General features: G+C 35.1%; 20 protein-coding genes. 18 read left to right on the forward strand and 2 right to left on the reverse strand.

What is annotated here, in order from left to right:
• Nucleotides 1–54 precede the first annotated feature (54 nt).
• Nucleotides 55–828 (reverse strand): O-methyltransferase, encoded by a 774-nt coding sequence (locus CA834_RS11500; protein ID WP_094968865.1) that lies wholly within the window; start codon nucleotides 826–828, stop codon nucleotides 55–57.
• Nucleotides 825–2,690, reverse strand: a complete 1,866-nt coding sequence (locus CA834_RS11505; RefSeq protein ID WP_094968866.1) for an ABC-F family ATP-binding cassette domain-containing protein — start codon at nucleotides 2,688–2,690, stop codon at nucleotides 825–827. Before CA834_RS11505 ends, CA834_RS11500 begins: the two co-directional genes overlap by 4 nt.
• 102 nt (nucleotides 2,691–2,792) lie before the next feature.
• Between CA834_RS11505 and CA834_RS11510 the strand changes: the two genes are divergently transcribed.
• The 18 genes from CA834_RS11510 to CA834_RS11595 all read left to right on the forward strand — a co-directional run bounded on the left by CA834_RS11510 (nucleotide 2,793) and on the right by CA834_RS11595 (nucleotide 23,331).
• Nucleotides 2,793–3,590: a polysaccharide biosynthesis/export family protein gene (locus tag CA834_RS11510; protein ID WP_094968867.1), complete on the forward strand. Its 798-nt coding sequence runs from the start codon at nucleotides 2,793–2,795 to the stop codon at nucleotides 3,588–3,590.
• Between the two features lie 2 nt (nucleotides 3,591–3,592).
• The gene (locus CA834_RS11515) at nucleotides 3,593–6,070 is read left to right on the forward strand and encodes a GumC family protein (protein WP_094968868.1); all 2,478 of its coding nucleotides are present in this window, start codon (nucleotides 3,593–3,595) and stop codon (nucleotides 6,068–6,070) included.
• Between the two features lie 20 nt (nucleotides 6,071–6,090).
• Entirely contained in the window at nucleotides 6,091–6,681 is a 591-nt protein-coding gene (locus CA834_RS11520; protein WP_094968869.1) for a sugar transferase, read from the forward strand.
• On the forward strand, nucleotides 6,678–7,973 hold the full coding sequence (locus tag CA834_RS11525) for a nucleotide sugar dehydrogenase (RefSeq protein WP_094968870.1): 1,296 nt from the start codon (nucleotides 6,678–6,680) through the stop codon (nucleotides 7,971–7,973). Before CA834_RS11520 ends, CA834_RS11525 begins: the two co-directional genes overlap by 4 nt.
• Nucleotides 7,974–7,995: 22 nt before the next feature.
• On the forward strand, nucleotides 7,996–8,976 hold the full coding sequence (locus tag CA834_RS11530; RefSeq protein ID WP_094968871.1) for an SDR family oxidoreductase: 981 nt from the start codon (nucleotides 7,996–7,998) through the stop codon (nucleotides 8,974–8,976).
• 256 nt (nucleotides 8,977–9,232) lie between these two features.
• Complete coding sequence (locus CA834_RS11535; RefSeq protein WP_240507580.1) at nucleotides 9,233–10,096, forward strand: ABC transporter permease; 864 nt, start codon at nucleotides 9,233–9,235, stop codon at nucleotides 10,094–10,096.
• 2 nt (nucleotides 10,097–10,098) lie between these two features.
• Complete coding sequence (locus CA834_RS11540; protein ID WP_094968872.1) at nucleotides 10,099–11,355, forward strand: ABC transporter ATP-binding protein; 1,257 nt, start codon at nucleotides 10,099–10,101, stop codon at nucleotides 11,353–11,355.
• On the forward strand, nucleotides 11,352–13,151 hold the full coding sequence (locus tag CA834_RS11545; protein WP_094968873.1) for a hypothetical protein: 1,800 nt from the start codon (nucleotides 11,352–11,354) through the stop codon (nucleotides 13,149–13,151). The genes CA834_RS11540 and CA834_RS11545 overlap by 4 nt, the downstream gene beginning before the upstream one ends.
• 1 nt (nucleotide 13,152) lies before the next feature.
• The gene (locus tag CA834_RS14810) at nucleotides 13,153–13,815 is read left to right on the forward strand and encodes a CatB-related O-acetyltransferase (RefSeq protein WP_317042084.1); all 663 of its coding nucleotides are present in this window, start codon (nucleotides 13,153–13,155) and stop codon (nucleotides 13,813–13,815) included.
• Between the two features lie 18 nt (nucleotides 13,816–13,833).
• Entirely contained in the window at nucleotides 13,834–14,739 is a 906-nt protein-coding gene (locus CA834_RS11555) for a class I SAM-dependent methyltransferase (protein WP_240507581.1), read from the forward strand.
• 5 nt (nucleotides 14,740–14,744) lie between these two features.
• Nucleotides 14,745–15,587, forward strand: coding sequence for a glycosyltransferase family 2 protein (locus tag CA834_RS11560; RefSeq protein ID WP_094968875.1), 843 nt, complete (start codon nucleotides 14,745–14,747; stop codon nucleotides 15,585–15,587).
• Entirely contained in the window at nucleotides 15,584–16,759 is a 1,176-nt protein-coding gene (locus tag CA834_RS11565) for a glycosyltransferase family 4 protein (protein ID WP_094968876.1), read from the forward strand. Before CA834_RS11560 ends, CA834_RS11565 begins: the two co-directional genes overlap by 4 nt.
• 17 nt (nucleotides 16,760–16,776) lie before the next feature.
• On the forward strand, nucleotides 16,777–17,760 hold the full coding sequence (locus CA834_RS11570) for a glycosyltransferase (RefSeq protein ID WP_094968877.1): 984 nt from the start codon (nucleotides 16,777–16,779) through the stop codon (nucleotides 17,758–17,760).
• Between the two features lie 7 nt (nucleotides 17,761–17,767).
• The gene (locus CA834_RS11575; protein ID WP_094968878.1) at nucleotides 17,768–18,442 is read left to right on the forward strand and encodes an acylneuraminate cytidylyltransferase family protein; all 675 of its coding nucleotides are present in this window, start codon (nucleotides 17,768–17,770) and stop codon (nucleotides 18,440–18,442) included.
• Nucleotides 18,429–19,478 (forward strand): N-acetylneuraminate synthase family protein, encoded by a 1,050-nt coding sequence (locus tag CA834_RS11580; protein WP_094968879.1) that lies wholly within the window; start codon nucleotides 18,429–18,431, stop codon nucleotides 19,476–19,478. The genes CA834_RS11575 and CA834_RS11580 overlap by 14 nt, the downstream gene beginning before the upstream one ends.
• A 211-nt stretch (nucleotides 19,479–19,689) precedes the next feature.
• Nucleotides 19,690–20,808, forward strand: coding sequence for a UDP-N-acetylglucosamine 2-epimerase (neuC, locus tag CA834_RS11585; protein WP_094968880.1), 1,119 nt, complete (start codon nucleotides 19,690–19,692; stop codon nucleotides 20,806–20,808).
• Nucleotides 20,801–22,186 carry a hypothetical protein gene (locus tag CA834_RS11590; protein ID WP_094968881.1) on the forward strand — a complete coding sequence of 462 codons (1,386 nt, stop codon included), beginning with the start codon at nucleotides 20,801–20,803 and terminating at the stop codon, nucleotides 22,184–22,186. The genes neuC and CA834_RS11590 overlap by 8 nt, the downstream gene beginning before the upstream one ends.
• Nucleotides 22,186–23,331, forward strand: coding sequence for a glycosyltransferase family 4 protein (locus tag CA834_RS11595; protein ID WP_094968882.1), 1,146 nt, complete (start codon nucleotides 22,186–22,188; stop codon nucleotides 23,329–23,331). The genes CA834_RS11590 and CA834_RS11595 overlap by 1 nt, the downstream gene beginning before the upstream one ends.
• The last annotated feature ends 1 nt before the right edge of the window (nucleotide 23,332 follow it).

Genomic DNA, 23,332 nt, shown 5'->3' on the forward strand with positions numbered 1-23,332 from the left:
GCCTTGCAATATACTGGTTTTTATAGTTAATAGGTCGTTAAAGTTATGAGCTTGTTACAGTCTTATTTTAAAATGTTCTTTGGTCTGTTCCTTTCTAAAAAACACAAACCCCAAGTGAAAACAATCTATGCTAACGGTAACATTCTCGTGGATTTTAATGTGCTCCCAGGCGTCTGTCATACCTTTAGACCAATAAATGTCGTCAAAGACAAAGACCGACTCATTATTCGCCTTAGGCAGGAGTAAATTAAAATAGTCTATGGTTGCTTGTTTGTCGTGATGACCATCAAAAAAAACAAGGTCAAAGGTGTTTTGATTTAGTTTTGGAATACGGTCTTTGAAAGTGCCTACTTGAACATCTGCATTTTCAATATTGAATTTTTTTAATTGCTTCTTGGCTATAGAAGCTACATTTGGGCAGCCTTCTATACTAATGATTTTGGTTTGTGTATTTGCACAGGCCATAGCATGCGCAACAATCCCTAGAGATGTGCCCAATTCTAAAACTGTTTCAGGGTGAAAATAGGAAATTAACCTGTAGAACAATTTACTGCGTTTTAAGGATGTGCCTGAGTGTTTGACTATCTTTTTTACTAATCGTTTTTGAGATTTAAAAACCCGCGAGCCTGAACCAAAATCTGTAACCTCAAACTCTTCGTTACTGGCTAGTAAGGCTTTTCTATAAGCATAAATAGAGCCATATGCATCGTAATTTTTGGCATCATACAAACAGCGTGTTACAAAATTAAATACAAATGGTGAGTGAACACCGTGTTGGTTGGTAGAGCGAACTAAAAATTTTATATAGGCAATAATCTGGTATATCAAGGTTGTTCCAGTTTTTCCGCCAATTCAAACCAGCGCAATTCCTTCTCTTCAATTTGGTCCATGATTTTTTGAAGCTCAGAAGAGAGGTTGTTGATGTCATCTTGAGACAGCTCAGGATTTTTAAACTTCTCTTCTAAGGCATTTTTATCGAGTTCTAAGGCCCTTATCTTAGATTCTAAATTTTTGTACTCCTTTTGTTCATTATAGGAAAGCTTTTGAGCTGCATTTTCTTTTAAAACGGTTTCTGAAGTTGATTCATTGACGGTGTCTTCGGTTTTTGTTTGGCTTGAGTCGTATGCTCTAAAATCTGAATAATTTCCTGGAAAGTCTTCTATTTCCGCATTACCTCTAAACACAAATAAATGATCAACAATTTTATCCATAAAATAACGGTCGTGTGAGACCACTAGGAGGACACCCGGAAAATCCATTAAAAAGCTCTCAAGGACATTTAAGGTAACTATGTCTAGGTCATTTGTTGGTTCATCGAGTATTAAGACATTAGGATTTTGAATTAAAACTGTACATAGATAAAGACGTTTTAGTTCTCCACCACTTAGTTTCTCAACAAAATCATATTGTTTTTTCCTGTCAAAAAGGAAGCGTTCCAAAAGCTGTTGGGCACTAATCTGCCTCCCTTTTGCTAAGGGGATGTAATCTCCAAATTCTTTAATGATATCAATTACTTTTTGTTCTGGTTTTACTGTAATTCCGTCTTGTGTATAGTAGCCAATTTTAACCGTATCACCAATAACGATTTTGCCACCGTCAGGTTGCAACCTTTGGGTCAGAAGGTTTAAAAATGTGGACTTACCAGTGCCGTTTTTACCTATGATTCCTATACGTTCGCCTTTTCTAAAAGTATAATCAAACCCGTCTAAAATAATATTGTCCTCAAACGCTTTAGACACATTGTGGAATTCAATTATTTTACTGCCAAGGCGTTCCATATTTAGTTCTAACTCTACTTGATAGTCTTTGCGTCTTTGATGTGCTCTCGATTTTATTTCAAAGAAATCGTCAATTCTACTTTTCGATTTGGTGGTTCTGGCTTTGGGTTGCCGACGCATCCATTCTAATTCTTTATTGTAAAGCTGTTTTGCCTTATTTACTTCTAAGGCTTTGTTGGCAATTCTAGCTTCCTTTTTTTCCAGATAATAAGAATAGTTCCCCTTGTAAGTATAGATTTTACCATGATCTAGTTCAAGGATTTCATTGCAAACTCGCTCAAGAAAATAACGATCGTGTGTGACCATAAATAAGGTTTGTTGGGTCTTAGAGAAGTAATCCTCTAACCATTCGATCATTTCTAAATCTAAGTGATTGGTGGGCTCGTCCAAAATGAGAATATCAGGTTGGCTTAACAGCACTTGTGCAAGTGCCAATCGTTTTTTTTGACCACCGGAAAGCGTTGAAACTTTTGCCTCTAAATCATTTAATTTGAGTTGTGATAAAATTTGTTGGTATTGTGTTTCAAATTCCCAAGCATTTTCTCTATCCATAGCCTCAAAGGCTAATTGGTAGGCTTCAGCATCTTCCGGATTTTTAAGGGCTTTTTCGTAATTTTCAATTGTTTTAATAATGGGGATATCTGTATCAAATATGGTGTCTTCAACACTTAATTTGGGATTTAAATCTGGTTCTTGGTCTAGAAAAGATAGTCGTAACCCATTTCGTATAACAATTTGCCCCGAGTCTGGGGTCTCTTTTCCAGATAGGATTTTTAAAATAGAGGTTTTTCCACTGCCGTTTTTGGCAATTAATGCAATTTTTTGGTCCTTATGTATACTAAAGGATAGGTTTTCAAAAAGCACCAATTCGCCATAGGATTTGGAAATATGTTCAGCATTTAAGTAGTTCAAATTATTTTTTTTACAAAGAACGCAATTAACCAAAAAGAATACCAATTATTTTGTTATTGATTTTGATGCGTTATATTTGTCTTGAAACATCGTAATCTTTTCATGAGGCGCATTATATTAGGATTATTCTTATTCGCGTTTATTGCGTTTTCTTCATGTATTCCCCACAAGGACATTGTGTATTTACAAAATAAGGAAGCGGCTCTAAATGACACTATTCCTAACAATTTATCCGAGGTTCAAAAACCGTATAGAGTTCAAATAGACGACATTTTGAATATTAGAATAAAAGTACTTGATCAAGACAATGTTCAGATATTTAACCCTATTGGTGAAGGTAACTTAAATGCGAGTAGCGCAGAACGTGCGTATTTTGATGGTTTTACTGTAGACGTTCACGGTAATATACGAATTCCAACCCTTGGTCGTTTTAATGTCCTAGGTTTCACAGCGCAAGAAATTGAGAAAATGATTGAGCAGAAGTTATTGGAAGAGCAGTTTAAGGAAACGGCAAACATCTTTATTACGGTTAAATTGGCTGGCTTGCGATTTACGGTTAATGGCGAAGTTCAAAATCCAGGTTCGGTTACACTATTTAAGGAGCGGGTCAATATTTTTGAGGCGATTGCTAATGTTGGAGAAATTCCACTCACAGGAAATAAAAAAAACGTGGCGGTTATAAGACAGTACCCGCAAGGCCAAAAAATACATCGATTAGATTTGACTGACATCAATGTTATGAAATCGCCGTATTATTATATTCAACCGAATGATATCATTTATGTTGAGCCACTTAAGCAGAAGTCTCTTGGTACTGGCGAAACCTTAGTATCAACGATTTCTACGCTTGCTAGTTTAGCAGCGCTGGTAACTTCTATAGTAATTCTTTCCACTAGGTAGATATGGATTATAACGATTACAGTGACTACGATAATTCAGATGCGCAACACGTCGGTTTCGATTTTAAAGGTTTTTTATTTAAGGCTCTGAACCATTGGAAATTGGTATTGCTCTCTGTTGGGGCGGCCCTTATTGTGGCCTACTTCATTAATGTGCGAAAACAGAATATCTATCGTTTAGATTCTTTAATCACCATTAACAACGATCAAAATCCTTTTTTTACGGCTAATACAAGTATATCTTTTAATTGGGGAGGTGTATCGGGTAAAGTTGGAAGCATTATTACAGAGGTTAAAACAAGAACTCATAACGAGCTCGTAGTTGATTCCTTGGAATATTTTAAGGAGTATTTAGTTGAGGGTAAGTATCATTTAATTGACATTTACAAAGAAGCCCCATTTGACCTCGTGACTGATAAGTCTAGGCCACAGCTTTTAAATAAGGTTATTGGCATAAAACTTATTGATAGAGAAAGCTTCGAGCTTTTTTATGAATTTGAGGAGACCACTGGGATTTGTCAATATTACGACTCTAAGGATAAGGTAACACTTCCACTGAAACCCCAGTCACTTAATAGAAGATTTAGGTTTGGTGAGGTCATTAATCTACCTTTTTTTAACGGGGTTATTTATCTAAAACCAAAGGCTAGTTTTAAGGAAGGTAATGTTTACTTTGTGCGATATCTGAATTTTGATTCGGTAGCTAATAATTATAAAAATGCCATTAATATTGAACCCGCTTCAAAAGACGCATCTTCAGTATTAAAATTGTCTTTAATTGGTAAAAACAAATCTAAAATTGTTGATTTTCTAAATGCAACATCGGCGATACTAAGTAAAACGGAACTTGAACGTAAAAATCTTTACGCTAGTAATACCATAAGATTTATAGACAGTAGTCTGGGTGCTGTTAACACCAGTTTAAAAGCCGTAACTGATGAAATGAATAACTTCAGGAAGGCTAACAAAGTGTTTAACGTAGAAGAGGAAATTACACAAATCTCCGAGCGTCTTAAAGATTATGACCAGCAAAAACTGGTTGAACAATCGAAGTTAAACTACCTTAACAATCTTGAGAACTATTTAAGAACAAAAACTGACTATTCTCAAATAGCTGCGCCAACTTCGGTAGGAATAGAAGAAGTTAATATCTTAAACAGTGTTAGTAAAATAATTGGATTATCCATTGAACGGAAAAACTTAGAGTATTCCACCAAGAAAGGATCTATACTGTTTGATGAAATTGATAGGCGAATAGATACAGAAAAAAATGTCTTACTTGAGACTATAAGCATAACAAAGGAAACCATCGGTGTTCAGTTAAATACCATAAATCAAAAAATAGCCAAGTTAGAATCTGAATTAATTGATTTGCCCAGTGAACAGCAAGAATATCTGAAAATTCAGCGAAAATTGGATATAAGCAGGGAGGCCTATGACATTTACCAAGCAAAACGCGGTGAGGCCGCCATTGTAAAGGCAGCTAATGTTTCTGATATTACGGTTATTGATGAGGCTAAGGATATTGGTGATGCACCAATAGGGCCAAAAAAGTCTCTCAATTATATGCTTGCCCTAATGATAGGGTTCTTTACGCCTATGTTCTTGATTTTTGTCATTTATCTTTTAGACAATAATATTCATGGCTCAGAAGAAGTCATGAAATTATCTAAAATTCCAATCTTGGGCTTAATCGGTAAGTACCGTTACAAAAACAATCTCGTGGCCTATGAAAAGCCAAAGTCAGCAGTAGCTGAGTCCTTTAGGGCCATAAGGTCTAGTTTGCAATTTATCTTTAAGAATAAGTCATCGGATGCGCAGTCAAATACCTTATTGGTGACGTCTTCTGTCAGCGGTGAGGGAAAAACATTCACATCTATTAATATAGCTACAGTATATGCGCTGTCGGGTAAAAAGACTATATTATTAGGTTTAGACCTACGAAAGCCAAAAATATTTGACGATTTCAGTATCTCCAATGATAAAGGTATTGTTAATTATCTCATAGGAGAGAGTACTTTTGATGATGTGAGACTGAAGACACATATTGAAAATTTAGACTTAGTGACTTCGGGACCTGTTCCACCAAACCCATCAGAACTTCTAATGAGTTCAGAGTTAAAGAATCTCATGGCTCGTCTGAAAGAGGAATATGACATTATTATTTTAGATACACCACCCCTTGGGTTAGTAACGGATGCGCTGGAGCTGGTGCAGTACGCTGATGCAACAATTTATATGGTGCGTTTAAATTATACCAAAAAAGGTATGTTACAACTTGTGAACGCAAAATACCGTAATGGAGAATTGAAGAATATACGATATGTGCTCAACTATTATAAACACAAAAGTAACAACAATTATGGCTATGGTTATGGCTATGGTTACGGCTATGGTTACGGTGTTTATGGTAACACCTATCATGAAAGAGACAAGCAACCTCTACTCAATAAAATCAAACAATTCTTCAGGCGTTTTTAAAACAGTCTAAACCATAGAATTTGATAACTAAGGACCAGTTAAGAATCAAGCGTATTTTCGATTTGATTTTGGTAATTTTAATATTGCCAATACTCTTTGTTCCTATAGTGCTACTTATTATAGTAGCTACTATAGATACCCGAAAATTTGGCTTGTTTTCACAAGTCCGTGTAGGGCAGCATGCCAAGTTGTTCAAGATATATAAAATAAGGACCTTAAGAGAAGAAACCCACAGATTGGGTCACCTAGATAAGAGCGCTACTAGGCTTGGGAGATGTCTTAGACAGACCAAATTAGATGAATTACCACAATTATTTAATGTATTGAAGGGAGATATGGGATTTGTAGGCCCTCGGCCTGACATTGAAGGTTTCGCAGATGTATTAGAAGGGGCGGATAGAATTATTTTACTGGTAAAACCAGGGATTACCGGTCCGGCAACTTTAAAATATAGAGACGAAGAACGTGTGTTAGAACGACAAAAGGACCCCGAGCATTACAATAGAACGATAATTTGGGTAGATAAAGTGAAAATCAATAGAAACTACGTTGAGAATTACAGTTTTTACTTAGATTTGACCTGCATTTTAAAATCTACTTTAAACAAATGACACATTCAAAAGACAGAATTGCGATTATCGGATTAGGTTATGTCGGTTTGCCCCTAGCTGTTGAGTTTGCCAAGAAATTCTTTGTCGTTGGCTTTGATATCAATAAAAATCGTATTAATGAATTAAATTCTGGAATTGATAAAACCTTAGAAGTCGAAAATGACCATTTAAAATCGGTTTTAACTTTTGATTCTAACGCTACAAGAGGCTTATACATTACCGATAATATAGACACTCTAACGCAATGCAATATTTACATTGTTACTGTCCCAACACCTACTGATGCTTTAAATAAGCCCGTTTTCACACCACTGATTAAAGCTAGCGAGACTGTTGGACAAGTTTTGGGTAATGGTGATATCGTTATTTATGAATCTACTGTTTATCCCGGTGCCACTGAAGAAATTTGTATTCCTGTAGTAGAAAAAGCCTCAGGATTAATATACAATAAGGATTTTTATGCTGGGTATTCACCAGAGCGAATTAATCCAGGAGATAAAAAACATACGGTTACTAAAATACTAAAGGTTACTTCAGGCTCAACACCAGAAATAGCTAATAAAATAAATGAACTTTATAAAACCGTTATAACAGCTGGTACGCATTTGGCACCATCCATCAAGGTAGCGGAGGCTGCTAAGGTTATCGAAAATTCACAACGTGATATTAATATCGCTTTTGTTAATGAGCTGTCTAAAATATTTAGACTGTTGGATATAGATACCAAAGCAGTTCTTGAAGCCGCTGGTACTAAATGGAATTTTTTAAAATTTTCACCAGGGTTGGTTGGTGGTCATTGCATTGGGGTAGATCCTTATTACTTGGCGCAAAAGGCTATTGAATCTGGCTATAATCCAGAAATTATTTTAGCTGGTCGGAAAATGAATGATAGTATGGGTGGTTATGTAGCAACGGAAACGGTTAAAATGATGATAAACAATGGTGCTACCATAAAGGGATCTAAGGCTTTGGTTTTGGGAATTACCTTTAAGGAAAATTGCCCCGATATAAGAAATTCAAGGGTTATAGATATTGTTAGGGAATTGAAGTCGTATCATGTTAATGTGGATGTCTATGATCCATGGGCATCTAAAGAAGAGGTTCAGCATGAATATGGGCTAGATTTAATTACGAATTTGGACGAGCTAAAATCAGACTATAACGCGATTATATTGGCTGTGTCCCATAATCAATTTTTGAATATTAATTTGAATCAACTAAAAGCTGAATCTAGTGTAGTCTTCGACGTAAAATCACTATTGCCTTTTAATACGGTAGACGCCCGTTTATAATCAGTCCTTAAACTTTTTGCTCATGTACTCTAATCCTTACCATAGCCAAGACCTTTCACAGCTGCGTTTTTTAGTGACCGGAGGTGGAGGTTTTATAGGTTCTAATATAGTAGAATATCTTCTCAAATATGGCGCTCAAAAGGTGAGGGTTTTAGATAATTTTTCCAATGGCTATCGTGAGAATTTAACCGAATTTATGGATAATCCATCGTTTGAGCTTCTAGAAGGCGACATAAGGGACTTGGAAACTTGCAAAACTGCGATGGAAAATATTGATTATGTATCCCATCAAGCCGCCTTAGGTTCTGTGCCAAGGTCTATTAATGACCCAGCAACCACCAATGCGGTTAACATATCCGGCTTTTTAAATATGATGATTGCCTTAAAGGACAGTACAACTGTAAAACGTATGGTCTATGCGGCATCAAGTTCTACGTATGGGGATAGTAAGTCGCTGCCCAAAATCGAAGATACTATAGGAAGGCCATTATCGCCATATGCAGTTACCAAATATGTTAATGAGCTGTATGCTGATGTTTTTGGTAAAACCTATGACACGGATGTTATTGGACTGAGATATTTTAATGTTTTTGGTCCTAAACAAAGTCCAAACGGTGCTTACGCAGCTGTAATCCCATTATTTATGCAGGCTTTAAAGGATAATAAGCCGTCAAAAATAAACGGTGATGGCGAACAAACAAGGGACTTTACTTTTGTTGACAACGCCGTTCAAGCCAATATTCGAGGTTTTTTTGCCTCAGAAGATGCAAAAAATCAAGTATTTAATGTGGCTTGTGGAGAACGAATATCTGTAAACTATTTATGGGACTCTTTACAGAAAGCCGCAAATTCTGAACTCAAAGCAGTATATGGCCCACCAAGGCAAGGAGATGTTAGGGATTCTTTAGCTGATATTTCAAAAGCTCAAAAACTACTTGGTTATAAGCCGCAATATACCGTTAGAGAAGGTTTAAAGATTACTTGGGATTGTTTTAATTCATAGTAGGTGACTTTTCAACAAGACTAATCGCTCTTATACCCTTCAGTATTTAAGTTTTTTAATTTCGTTGAGGATTTAGGCTTAGTCTGTCTTGCCGTTCAAAAAACTATTTATGTTATAGAGATCTTGGGCCTAAATTACTTTTAATCCATGGTAAAAAATACGTGAGCCTGAAATAACTCCCTTATCCAAAAAGCCAGGATTAAATGCGATGTTCCTTTTAGCATTTCTTATATTAGCCTAAAATATTTTATTGGGTTTGAAAACAGCTGAAGACAATTGGTTGTATACTATTTCTTCAAAAAAAAGCCTCTTTAGCTTCAACTTTATTGAAATTTGGAGGTACAGGGATTTATTGATGCTTTTTGTGAAGCGTGATATTATCACGCTCTATAAGCAGACTATTTTAGGCCCTTTATGGTATGTCATTCAGCCACTGTTTACATCGGTTATATTTACCTTGATTTTCAATAACTTGGGACAGATACAAACGGGAACTGTTCCTCCCTTTCTCTTCAACTTAGCTGGTATAACCGCATGGAACTACTTTAAGGAATGTCTAACAGGTACATCAAATACATTTACAAAAAACCAAAATATTTTTGGAAAAGTCTATTTTCCCAGGGTCATCATGCCAATGTCCATAACCATATCAAACCTTTTAAAATTTGGGATACAGATGCTTATTTTCATAGGATTTTTCCTATTTTACAAAGTTCAGGGCACTGATATTAGGTTGCACTCAACTATTCTGTTATTTCCACTCTATATCCTTCTAATGGCCTTATTGGGTTTAGGTTTTGGAATGATAATTTCTTCCATGACCACCAAATATCGAGATTTAACTATTGTCGTAGGATTTGGGGTGCAATTACTTATGTATTTATCAGCAGTACCTTACCCATTATCCGAAGCGAGATTAAAGTTTCCAGAATGGGTAATTCCATTGGTTGAATATAACCCTATGACCCAGATTATAGAGGGATTTCGTTCTATTCTGTTAAATAGTGGTACAATTGAAGTGGATAAATTCATTTATACCTGTGCCATTGCTGTACTGGTTTTTCTGTGTGGATTAATTATTTTTAATAGAACTGAAAAGCAATTTATTGATACGGTATAATTATGTCTGACGTTATTTTAATGGCCGAGAATATCAGTAAGCAATATCGCTTAGGACTAGTTGGTACAGGTACCCTAAGCCACGATATAAATAGGTGGTGGCATCGTATTAGAGGGAAGCAAGATCCTTATTTAAAGATAGGTGAAACCAATGATAGAAGCAAAAAAGCAGAATGTGATTATGTATGGGCATTAAAGGATATTAATTTTGAAGTAAAGCGAGGTGAGGTCCTAGGCATTATTGGTAAGAATGGGGCAGGTAAGTCCACATTGCTAAAGATTTTATCTCAGGTGACTAGTCCAACAACAGGGGAGATTAAAACTAAGGGCCGTATAGCTTCATTATTAGAAGTGGGAACAGGTTTTCATCCTGAAATGACAGGTCGCGAGAATATATATCTCAATGGTGCCATACTCGGAATGACTAAGGCCGAAATAAGGTCAAAGGAGCAAGAAATAATAGATTTTAGCGGGTGTGCTAGATTTATTGATACACCCGTCAAACGTTATTCTTCAGGAATGACCGTACGCCTCGCTTTTGCTGTAGCTGCCCATTTAGAGCCTGATATTTTAGTAGTAGATGAGGTTTTAGCGGTTGGTGATGCGGAATTCCAGAAAAAAGCTATTGGTAAAATGCAAGATATCAGTGCCGGGGAGGGTAGAACCGTATTGTTTGTAAGCCATAATATGGAATCCATGGCGAGACTCTGTAATCGTGGTATACTTTTAAATAATGGAAAAATAGGAGGCGAAGGTAATATTGAAAATGTCATTGAGTTATACTTAAAAAATAATCAAGAGTTCAGTGATACTTATATTGAAGAGAGAATAAAAAGCAATTGCTATGTCAAGAAAATAACATTAAGCAATGCACAAAATCAACTTACAAGTTATTTTAATTTTAATGAAGGGCTAACCATAACGTTTAGTGTGTTTAAGGCTGAAGAGGATGAACAGATTTATAACCTATCTTTTGCAATAGTCAATACGAATGATGTAGTTGTCTTAAGTTCTTCAATTAGTGACGCTAATGAGTTAAAACTTAGTAAAGGCGCCAATAAATTTTCAGTTAGTATTAATGGTTACCTATTGAATAAGGGCAATTACAAAGTGAGGTTGTTTTTTTCAAATGAAACAGAACGTCAAAGTATACAAAGAATAGATTGTTTGGGTTTTAAGATTAATGAAACAGGATTTTATAAAAATGCTCAACTTAGAAAAGCTGTAATTATTCCTAAATTAGATTGGGTAAAACTATGACAACAAACGTTTATGTCCATATTGGTACGCATAAAACAGGTACTACCGCGGTACAACAGTATCTAATTAAAAAGACTAAAACACTTTTAAAATCGGGATTTAAATATATCAACCTTTACCATTTTGAAGAGGCTCAAAAATTAATGCAATACTCCGGTGATAACCAGACCCTTCTTACAAATTTAAAATCATTTTTTAACGCACAAAAGGAAGATAACATCCATAGTTATATTATATGTTGTGAATATTTATCGGGCAATCCAAAGACATTATACTCAAACGTCTCTGAGATACCTAAATTACTTTCTCAAGCATTGATTGGTTTCGATCGAATAAAAGTTTTTGCAGTTCTAAGGAGACAAGATCAATTTATTCAATCCATTTATACCCAGTATGTGCACCAAGGTGAGGATATTCCATTAGGAGATTTTCTTGACCCATCAAGGCTGGACAATTTAAAGTGGACAGGTTTTCTTAGTAAATATGAAGATGAATTCGGTGCAGATAATGTAGTTGCTATTCCGTACGACATAGAAGCTTTTAAGGAACGAAGTCTTTTGAGTTCCTTTTCAAACTTTTGTGGTATCGACATGTTTAAGGACTCAGAACTAGAAGTTTTAAATTCTGGATATAACGATATTGCCATAAAAATTGCCAAATCCTGCAATCCATTATTAAATGTTTCGGAAAAGAAAATTTTAAGAAGTTTTTTACAAAAGCATTTTAAAAAAAATAGATATGCATCTTATCATTTACTCAATGAAGAGGACGAACGTTTTTTAATATCGTATTTTAAAAAGGACAATAGTCTTTTGTTTAAAACCTATTTTAAAACTACTGATTTGAGTAATTTTTCTGCTGTGGAAGAAGAGACAAAAAACGGAATAAATCAAGAATCAAATCATTATCCAGAATTAATTTCCTATTTAATTAAAGAAATTGATCAATTACAAAAAAGCAACCCAACACAGAAACCTATTCAATCAAAAAATGTTTTGGCAAAAGTCAAGAAGAAATTAAAAAAAATGGTTGAAAACCCCCATGAATTATATCAGAGGAATTATCAGCTTATTGGTTTGGCCAAAAATTATGAACGAGCCGTTATATTGGGATCCGCAGAATCCATTAATAAATTGGAGCTTACAGCGTTTTCCAACGATTTTGTGATTACTGTGGGTAATTTTTTTGAACATCCTGACATTAATGCCATCAACCCTAAAATCCATGTTTTTGCAGCGTCACATCCACCCATAACAAAGGCGGTTTTAATGAATTGGTGGGGGAGGTGCCAAGATGTGTTACCAAAAAGTACGCCTATACTTATAGAGAAAAGGGATAGAGAAGTTGCAGAATCTGTTTTTAAGGGTAGGGAGGTGTACTATTATTCATATGGCGGTAGTTTACCCGTAGATTTTACCAAACCGGTTATGTCACCGTGGAGTGTAACTATTGTTGCGATACAACTTGCTATTTATGGTAAGATTCCATTAATAGGATTATTGGGTATAAACCATGATTGGCAATGCATTGAACCATATAGACATTTTTATGACCACACTGAACCATCTTTGGAGTACTATTTAAAAAATGCAGGTATAGAGATTGAATACGAAAAGCAAAAACAACGATTACCAAAAGAACGTCTTTATAGGGAGTATGAGCTGTTTAAACAATACGAAACCTTAAAAGATGAGGGCTCGAAATTAGGGATAGGCATCCTAAACTATGATCCATTCTCTAATTTTGATGTGTTTGAATTTGATCGAAAAACAGAATTAATAAGGCGAGACTCTTAAAATGATGGTGAGGAAATATTTTTCAAAATTACTGGGATTCTTGGTTCCTGAATTAAAACCTATTTTGTCAAAGCAGGTAACAATTAAAAGTTTTCAGAATATTAAGAATAATGCTAAGTTCGGGAAATTAACAAACATAGTGCCTCCATTTAAAATATTGGAATCTTCAATAGGAGACGGAACGTATATTTCATCTAATTCTCAAATATCTAAAACCCAAATTGGCAAGTTCTGTTCTATTGGACCAAATTTAATTTCCGGTTGGGGTATACACCCAACAGATGGATTGTCCACTAGCCCTTATTTTTACAGTACCGCAAAACAAAACGGAAGTACCTTGGCTCTAAAAAATTTATATGATGAAAGAAAACCTATTGTAATAGGTAATGATGTTTTTATTGGTGCTAATGTCACTATTTTGGATGGGATAAGAATTGGAGATGGGGCCGTTGTCGGGGCGGGTTCAGTAGTATCTAAGGATATACCTGATTTTGCAATTGCCTATGGTAATCCTATTTCCATAAAGAGGATGAGGTTTACGGAGAAACAGCAAAATGAATTAAAAAAGATTGCCTGGTGGAATTTTGATGAGAACGCTATGAAAGACGTGAATACCTATTTTTTTGAAGTTGAGAAATTTATTTCTAAACACCGCAAATCATAGATTTGGCAAATTAGTATAGTGAAAATTTTAAAAAACATTTTAAACAAACTTCCCTACGTAAGAGGACTATATGCCCAGGCTAAGCGATACAATGAAAATGCATTCTTTCCACCCGGTCATTTTTATTCTAGTGTTACCAACTTGAAAGAAATAAAGCAGCGAGAAGATCAAATATGGAGGGGTGTAGAAGTCGATTACATAAAAGGGTTGGATTTAAGAACCGAAGCTCAGATAGAACTCTTAACGAGATTATCTGACTATTATTCAGAATTACCTTTTCCTAAAGATAAGAACACAACGTTTAGATATTATTTTGAAAACCCATACTATTTATATACAGATGGTATTATACTTTATGGCCTAATGAGGTATTTAAAACCAAAGCGTATTATTGAAGTGGGTTCTGGTTTTTCCTCCGCACTTATGCTCGATGTAAACGAGCATTACTTTGGAAACTCAATTAATTTTATGTTTATCGAACCATTTCCAAATCGTTTAAATGGAATTTTAAGAAAAGAAGACATCAACGTTTCCAAAATCGTAGAAAGAAAAGTACAAGATGTAGATATCGAAATTTTTAAACAATTAAAGGCGGGCGACATTTTATTTATAGATAGTACGCATGTTTCAAAGTGCGGGAGTGATGTTAATTTTCTTTTGTTTGAGGTGCTTCCGGTTTTAAATAAAGATGTTTATATTCATTTTCATGATGTGTTTTATCCGTTTGAATATCCTAAAGAATGGGTATTTAAAGGCTATAATTGGAATGAGAATTATATTTTGAGGTCCTTTTTAATGTATAATAAGGCTTTTCAAATTGAAATATTTGCAGATTATCTTCATAAGCATCATAAATCGGTTTTCTCTAAAATGCCATTAGCTTTCAAAAATACGGGAGGTAATTTATGGATTAAGAAAGTTTAAAGCATATGTCAGTAGTTCTTTCCATCATAACCGTCAATTTAAATAATGCATCAGGTTTGCAAAAGACCCTGCAAAGTGTGGCGCAGCAATCTTTTAATGCCTTTGAGCATTGGGTTATTGACGGTAACTCATCAGACACCAGTCTGGAGGTAATAAAGTCCTTTAACTATCCGCAATTAAATTATATTTCTGAAGCAGATTCCGGTATTTATAACGCGATGAATAAGGGCATTATACATGCTTCTGGAAACTATCTTCTGTTTCTCAATAGTGGTGACAAGCTTGAAAATGATGACGTCTTAAGCACCGTTATACCGTACCTCAATGGAGATTACTCCATTTTATCTGGAAATATCATCTTTGATGATAAGAAGGAATATCGTTTAAGGGAACATCCAGACCAATTGACCTTTTCGTACTTGGTTGGTAATGCCATAAGCCATCCCTCTACTTTTATAAAATCAACACTTTTCGATACCTATGGCTTATACCAAGAAGATTTAAGGATTGTATCAGATTGGGCTTTCTTTCTTTTGGTGTTGGGAATACACAATGAATCCTATAATAAAATACCTGAGGTGATTACTGTGTTTGACGCTCATGGTATTTCAACGGTTAAGGACAATTTTGATAGTGTTTACAAGGAGCGTCATCAGGTACTGGAATCTTATTTTCCTAGAGTTTTTAACAACGAAAAGGATCGCTATATTTTTAATAAGTTCACTGCTTTTGATAAACGAAGCAGATATCTCATGACTATTGAAGAATATCCTCTTTTAAGAAAGCTCACAACCGTTATACTATTCATATTCTCTAGTTTTTTAACATTCTTTAAACGTTCCAAATGAACCCCAAGATTTTAATTGTTGGTCCTATTGGTGATGCAGGAGGAAGGGAGCTTGAAACGGGTTTTATTGCTGAAACTCTTTTAGAAATGGACTGCGAGTTGCAGATTGTTTCTACAATTGACTATACGATAAATTCACAGGTATTTGATTTTATAGAAGGACATTATATGTCATCACTTAACTCAGAGGTATTAAAAAAGTCTACTTGGTTCAGGATGCTAGCAACATTGGCTCATTTAAGGTCAAATAAAGAAAGGCCTTTAAGTGCATTTGCATCAAACTCATACGCGAAGAAATTAGGCTTTAAATCATATGCCCTGAAAACCTTAAAGAATTTGGTTTTCGAAGCAGACTTGGTTTTTTTCTGTGCACAATTAACAAGTGCTTATCTAAACGACATTGCAGAATACGCTAGTGAATTAAACAAACCTATAGTTTTAAGAACCACTGGTAACATATTAGATTGTGATACTAAACAGAAGGATTGGTTAGAAAAAATAACCTTGTTTATACACCATTCCCAAACTAATGCAAATCGATTGTCTTTTCTCAAAAATTATAATTATGAAATTATCGACCAATGCACCTTTAAGGAAGACGATCTCCTTAATTTAACACCTACTAAGGAATTTAGGTCTTTACTTTATATTGGTAGGCTTTCGAAAGAAAAGGGAATCGAAGAGCTTGTTTCAGTCATAAAAACCCATAAGGATATTGGTTTGAAACTAAACATTGTCGGTGATGGCCCTTTAGGTGAGCCATTACAAGAAAGCTGCCAGGATATAAAGGCTATTGAATTTTTCGGCTATCAAAAACAAGATAAGGTTATAAAACATATACAATCTTGCGATGCTATAATAATTCCCTCCTTTGAGGAAGCTGGACCACTAGTTGGCTTAGAAGCCATGGCTGCTGCAAGATTGATAATATCTACAAAGGTGGGAGCGATGCCACATAGGCTTCATAACACCTTAAATCAATTTTGGTTTGAGGTTGGTAATCCCAAAAGTCTGTTGGATGTCATTACACGGATAAAGTCGCTGACATCATCTGAAATTGAGGAAATAGCTAATCAGAACAGGGAACAATACATCGCAGATTATAAGAAAAGCACCATAAGAAATCTTTACAAAAACACTATTTTTAACCTGATTTTAAACAATTCGGAATAGTCGGTATGCGGATAGGAATGAATCCTCAAAAAGAATCAAAAAAAATTGAATTAGAATGTCAACATAGACTGATAATTGTAGTTTTTATTCCTGAACTCCAAGGCTACTATAAGAGCATGTTCAATGTTTTTAAATTATGCCTATCTTCTGCGGTGTCTACAATTAATGGTAATTGTGCCATTACAATAGTTAATAATGGCAGTTGTGAAGACATAAAAAACTATCTAGATGAAAAGCTGCAAGCCAATGTAATAGATACGGTTATTCACCACGCTAAGAATATTGGCAAGATTGACGCGCTTATCGGAGCTGCAAGAGCAAGTAGAGAGCCTTTGATAACTATTTCCGATGTAGATATTTTGTTTGAAAAGGGTTGGCAGGAAGCTACAGAAACTATTTTTAGTACCATAAAGAATGTTGCTTCAGTATCTCCCATACCTTGTAAATTATTTCAGGATTATGAAACTTCATCGACATTATTGAAGATTTTGATGAAAAAGGTTAAGTTTACATATGAGGTCATTCCCAGTAATTTTCAATCTCATAATAGGTACCTCAAAAGCTTTAATTGGAAACTAGAAACAAATAAAAATTCAAGTTGGCCGGTCATTGAAAGTAATGGCGTGAAATGTATAGTTGGGAGTGGTCATCAGATTTTAACCATGCGCAGGGAATTATTTTTCTCTAACGTTCCCTTGGAGCCCTCATTAACTTTGGTAGGGAATAAATCAGAATATCAATACTGTGATTTACCTATAAATTTATCTGGTGGGATGCGTGTATCAACATATCATAATAAGGCCTTTCATATGGGAAATGAAGTTGAGCGATGGATGTTCGACATCCAGAAAAAAAATGAAGAGTACCAAGATGCTGACCCGGAACAATATGTTAGTTTTAGTCTGCCATCTTTTAACCCAAAGCGACCTAATCCTTATTGGTTTAGTTTAAAGAAAAGAATTACGCATAAATTATTTAATATCATCTATAAAAAAAAATGAGGCCTCAATGAAAAAAGCCACTGCCATTATTCCAGCAAGAGGAGGCTCTAAAAGATTACCTAATAAAAATACTCTTCTTTTCGGAGATAAACCATTATTAGCTCATTCTATTGCATACGCACAGGCCAATAGCGATATAATAAATGAGGTTTATGTATCCACGGATTGTCCAACCATTAAATCGATAGCGTTGGATTATGGTGCAAAAGTAATTGATAGGCCAGATGATTTATGTGGTGATGATGCACCAACACATTCAGCACTTCATCATGCAATTCAAAATATAAATGAACCCATTGATGTTGTTGTGTTACTGCAGCCCACTAATCCTTTAAGGCCAAGACATTTATTGAATGATGCCATGCATACCTTTAAAAACATGAATCTAAAGAGCTTATTCACAGTATCTAGAAGCTACGAAAAACTGGGTAGAATAGTTGATAATAGTTACACACCTTATAATTATAATATTGGACAGCGAACTCAAGACTTAGAACCTTTATATTTTGAAAATGGATTGTTGTATATCACTAAAACCGAGCTTATACAAAAACACATAATATTCAATGAAAAATCCTATCCCTTTATTGTAAATCATAAATTTGCTCAGATAGATATTGATACTCAGGACGATTTTGAATATGCAGAATATATTTTAAAAACTTACAATGAAAACTACTAATCCATATATTTCCATTGCAGGGCGCAAAATTGGAATTGATTATCCCCCTTTAGTAATTGCCGAGATTGGGATTAACCATGAGGGTTCTTTAGAAGTGGCTAAAGCTATGGTAGATGCCGCAGCTCGGGCAGGTGCGGAGGTAGTGAAACACCAAACCCATATCGTAGAGGATGAAATGAGTAAAGCGGCTAAAAAGGTCATTCCTGGCAACGCAGATATTTCTATTTACGACATCATGGAGCGCTGTGCTCTAAATGAAGAGGATGAGCGTCATTTAAAGGATTATGTTGAGACAAAGGGCATGCTCTTTATATCGACACCCTTTTCGAGGGCCGCTGCAGAACGTCTTAGAAAATTTGATGTTCCTGCATATAAAATAGGATCTGGGGAATGCAATAATTATCCCCTTTTAGAACATATTGCTAAATTTGGTAAACCAGTTATTTTAAGTACAGGAATGAATACTATAAGCAGTGTTCAAAAGGCAGTGTCTATTTTTAATAACTATAATATACCCCTAGCATTATTACATACTACAAACCTATATCCAACACCTCCTCATCTTGTAAGATATGGGGCTATGATGGAGTTACACAACGCTTTTCCAAACCATGTATTTGGCTTAAGTGACCACACCTTAAATAATAATGCATGTCTTGGTGCAGTGGCCTTAGGTGCATCAATTTTAGAACGACATTTTACAGATCGTATGGACCGCACCGGGCCAGATATTGTCTGTAGTATGGATGAAGGGGCTTGCAAAGATTTAATTATTGGAAGTAGTGAAATATGGTCAATGCGCGGCGGTACGAAAGAACCTACAAAAGAGGAGAAAGTTACCATAGATTTCGCCTTTGCCACGGTCTGTACAATAACCAAGATTAATAAAGGGGAAAAATTCACAAAAGAAAATATTTGGGTGAAGCGTCCTGGTACAGGTAAAATTTTGGCAGAGAAGTATAATGAAGTATTAGGTAAAACAGCCAAAAGAAGTATAGAGGAAGGGGAACATTTAGATTTTAATGATTTTGAATAATGAATAGTGTATACGATTTATCAAAGTACTTTTACAGTGTCAATGATTTGAATAGGGCATTGACCTGACAGAAATAAGTAACATTATATCGTACTTAAAAATTTTGGAACGAGAGCTGTAGCTTGTAATTGTTCCTTGATTTTTAACAAATAGAGAAACATGAACACCTCCTTAGTTTGTTACCATATCTTTTTTAGTCAAGAACAATAACATGCGTAAAATCGTTTTTTTAACAGGAACTAGAGCAGACTTTGGTAAAATCAAAGCTTTAATTCAGTCTGTGAAAGATCATCCTGATTTTGAACCTTATATATTCGTTACCGGAATGCATTTAATGCATAAATACGGCTATACCCTCATTGAAGTGGAACGCAGCGGGTTTAAAAATTTGCATACCTTTTATAATCATACCGATGAGGCCACTATGGATTTAACGTTGGCGAAGACCATTCAAGGTTTTTCTGATTATATCAAAGAAATCAACCCTGATTTAATTGTTGTTCATGGTGATAGAGTCGAAGCTTTGGCCGGTGCTATAGTGGGTAGTTTAAATAACACCTTGGTTGCCCATATTGAAGGAGGCGAGCTCTCAGGCACCATAGACGAGCTGATAAGGCATTCTGTGAGTAAATTAAGTCATATACACTACACTTCAAATGAACGCGCCAAAAAAAGATTGTTACAAATGGGTGAGCTCGCACAATCTATTTTTACTATTGGGTCACCAGATGTAGATATCATGTTCTCTAATCAACTTCCTAATTTGGAAGAAGTGAAGCGCTACTATCAAATAGAATATTCTGACTATGCATTAGCCATGTTCCACCCTGTAACAACAGAAGCTGACAGCATAGCCCAAAAGGCCCAACAATTCGTGGATGCATTGATAAAAAGTGATAAAAACTATGTTGTCATTTATCCCAATAACGATCTTGGGAGTAATCATATCCTGAAAGCCTATGAAAATCTTGAAAACAATAAACGGTTTAAAATTTTTCCTTCGTTGCGTTTTGAATACTTTTTAACCCTTTTAAAGCATGCTAATTTTATTATTGGCAACAGCAGTGCGGGGGTTAGGGAAGCTCCTTATTACGGTATACCCACTGTAAACATTGGTTCCAGACAACAGAATAGAGTAAAGCATCAGAGCATAATTAATTGTAGTAATGGTAAAGAAGATATCTATAGGACTATACAAAATATAAATTTAGTAAAAGCGCAATCTATTGAGGTCTTTGGACGGGGTAATAGTGCTCGTTTATTTTTAGACTCCTTAATAGCACCAAACTTCTGGAAAATCAATCATCAAAAGCAGTTCAAGGATGTCTAGAACTAAAGTGTTATTTGTGGTTCCTGATGGGGTAGGTATAAAAAACTATTTATACTCTTCAGTGTTGGCACATTTAAAGAAAAATTCTGATATCAGTATTTGGTCCCCCTTACCGCATGAAGCGTTCAATGGTATTAAAGATATTCACAATGTAACCTTTAATTATTCCCAAATTGAATTGTTACCAGAAACACCTTTAACACGTCTTTTTAGGGAATCTGCGTCTTATGCAAGGATGCTACATAATAGCAGACTTAAGAGAAATGAAACCATTTTAACCAATTGGAGGCCACAAACCTATAATTTAAAGGTTAAAATTCTATATGCCGCTGCTAAGATATTGGGGAACTTATTTTCTAGGGATTACAATAGAATTCTAAAGTTTGAAAAAAAAAGTACAAAGCACATACCACAAGGTGTTATTAATTCTTACAAGACAAGGTTAAAAGAGTGCCAGCCAGATGTTGTCTTTATAACGCATCAGCGCGTAGCAGGTTTAATGCCTATTTGCTTAGCCGCCAAACAACTTAATATAAAAACCAGCACGGTTATTTTTTCTTGGGATAACCTCCCTAAAGCTAGATTAGCCATACGAACAGATGATTATTTGGTGTGGTCGGCTTGGATGAAAAACGAAATGATGGCTTATTACCCCGAAATAGAAAACCAAGCCATCAAAATTGTAGGTACACCCCAATTCGAGTTTTATTTAGAAGAAAAACGTATTATATCTAGAGAAGTTTTTGCTAGACTCAACGGTTTGGATGCGAAAAAGAAATGGATTTGTTTTAGTGGAGATGACATCATTACGTCTCCTTACGACCACTTATTCTTAAAGGATGTAACCGAAAGCTTAAATTCAAGAAAAAACGATTTGCAAATTATTTTTAGAAGAAGTCCTGTAGACTTTTCAAAAAGGTATGATGACATTTTAAAACGTTCTAAAGATATAGTGAAGGCTGTAGATCCTTTATGGAATATTAAGTCACAAACGGGTTGGGTCGGATATTTTCCCAAGGCTGAAGATATAAACATGCAAGTGAATTTAGCCTACCATTGCGAGCTAGTTATTAATTTGGGGTCTACCATGGCACTAGATTTTGCAACATTTGATAAACCGTGCTTATATCTTAACTATAATCCATCTAATGATGCCATGTGGAGCACGAAAACTATTTATAATTTCGAACATTTTAAAAGCATGGAAGATTTGGAGGCCGTCGGATGGATTAACCAAAGATCAGAAATATTAAATAAGGTAGAACTTGCTTTACATAATCCAGATGGTTTAGCCCCAGATAGAAAAAAATGGATGGAAATCTTAGTAGAGCATCCCTTGGATAGTTGTGCTAGGAGGATAGTCAAATCTTTATCGTGATGCATATTTGTTATATCACATCAGAATATCCAAAGAAAGGTCATCCGCATGGTGGGATAGGGACGGTGGTTCAAACATTAGCTAGGCAATTAGTAAAATCGGGTTTTCTAGTAAGTATTATAGGCCTAAATTATCTCAATAAAGATGAAAGTGAAGAGGATTTAGGTGTAAAAATATATCGATATAATCGCTCAACTATAAAAAAATTAGGATGGTTCATAAACAATAAAATTCTTAATAAGGCCATCACAGATTTACATAAAAAACAGCCCATAGATGTGATTGAGACCTCAGAAATGGGTTTGGCCTTTATTAGAAAACGGCCCGATATTAAGTATATCATTCGGATGCATGGTGGTCATCATTTTTTTGCAGAGTCAGAGAACAGAGACGTTGAGTCATGGAAAGCTTTCCAGGAAAAACGGAGCTTTAAAAAGGCAGATTATTTAATTGGCGTGAGTAATTATGTTGTAGAACATACATCCAAGTTTTTAGATTTTAAACATAAAGGCGGACAGGTTATTTATAATTCTGTTGATTTGAACCGCTTTTATCCTGCTGATTATTCTAAAATCATTGAAGGACGTATCTTTTTTGCAGGAAGTATTTGCGAAAAAAAAGGAATAAGGCAATTGATTCAAGCTTTACCTAAAATCAAATCTCAGGTTCCAGAAGCCCACTTAATAGTAGCTGGACGTGACACTAAGATTAGAGGGACACAAAACTCTTATCTAGCTTATTTAAAATCTGAAATCCCTAAAGAGGTTGAAAATGATATTTACTTTTTAGGGGCCATTGAAAATACACAAATTCCAAAAGAGATTGAAAAGGCCTCGGTTTGTGCATACCCATCACACATGGAAACTTTTGGTCAAACCATCGTTGAGGCCCTTTCTATGGGTAAACCAGTGGTGTCTTCTAATAAAGGCCCAGGTAATGAAGTGATTATACATAATAAAACAGGATTATTGTGCAATCCCCTAGATATTGATGATTTAGCGGAACAAATTATTTATATGTTACAAAATCGTGAAGAGGCATTTGAAATGGGTCATAATGCCATAAATGATGTAAAAGAACGTTTTAGTTTAAAAGTTCTGATGAAACAAAATATAGAGATGTACCAAAAATTAATTGAAAGCTAGG

This window comes from Winogradskyella aurantia, assembly GCF_002266855.1.
Taxonomy (GTDB): Bacteria; Bacteroidota; Bacteroidia; order Flavobacteriales; family Flavobacteriaceae; genus Winogradskyella; species Winogradskyella aurantia.

Excerpts from the sequence above, each read along its gene's own strand:
- CA834_RS11510 (WP_094968867.1), top strand. The coding sequence starts at position 2,793 with ATGAGGCGCATTATATTAGGATTATTCTTATTCGCGTTTATTGCGTTT.
- CA834_RS11515 (WP_094968868.1), top strand. The coding sequence starts at position 3,593 with ATGGATTATAACGATTACAGTGACTACGATAATTCAGATGCGCAACAC.
- CA834_RS11525 (WP_094968870.1), top strand. The coding sequence starts at position 6,678 with ATGACACATTCAAAAGACAGAATTGCGATTATCGGATTAGGTTATGTC.
- CA834_RS11530 (WP_094968871.1), top strand. The coding sequence starts at position 7,996 with ATGTACTCTAATCCTTACCATAGCCAAGACCTTTCACAGCTGCGTTTT.
- CA834_RS11540 (WP_094968872.1), top strand. The coding sequence starts at position 10,099 with ATGTCTGACGTTATTTTAATGGCCGAGAATATCAGTAAGCAATATCGC.
- CA834_RS11545 (WP_094968873.1), top strand. The coding sequence starts at position 11,352 with ATGACAACAAACGTTTATGTCCATATTGGTACGCATAAAACAGGTACT.
- CA834_RS14810 (WP_317042084.1), top strand. The coding sequence starts at position 13,153 with ATGATGGTGAGGAAATATTTTTCAAAATTACTGGGATTCTTGGTTCCT.
- CA834_RS11560 (WP_094968875.1), top strand. The coding sequence starts at position 14,745 with ATGTCAGTAGTTCTTTCCATCATAACCGTCAATTTAAATAATGCATCA.
- CA834_RS11565 (WP_094968876.1), top strand. The coding sequence starts at position 15,584 with ATGAACCCCAAGATTTTAATTGTTGGTCCTATTGGTGATGCAGGAGGA.
- CA834_RS11570 (WP_094968877.1), top strand. The coding sequence starts at position 16,777 with ATGAATCCTCAAAAAGAATCAAAAAAAATTGAATTAGAATGTCAACAT.
- CA834_RS11575 (WP_094968878.1), top strand. The coding sequence starts at position 17,768 with ATGAAAAAAGCCACTGCCATTATTCCAGCAAGAGGAGGCTCTAAAAGA.
- CA834_RS11580 (WP_094968879.1), top strand. The coding sequence starts at position 18,429 with ATGAAAACTACTAATCCATATATTTCCATTGCAGGGCGCAAAATTGGA.
- neuC (WP_094968880.1), top strand. The coding sequence starts at position 19,690 with ATGCGTAAAATCGTTTTTTTAACAGGAACTAGAGCAGACTTTGGTAAA.
- CA834_RS11590 (WP_094968881.1), top strand. The coding sequence starts at position 20,801 with ATGTCTAGAACTAAAGTGTTATTTGTGGTTCCTGATGGGGTAGGTATA.
- CA834_RS11595 (WP_094968882.1), top strand. The coding sequence starts at position 22,186 with ATGCATATTTGTTATATCACATCAGAATATCCAAAGAAAGGTCATCCG.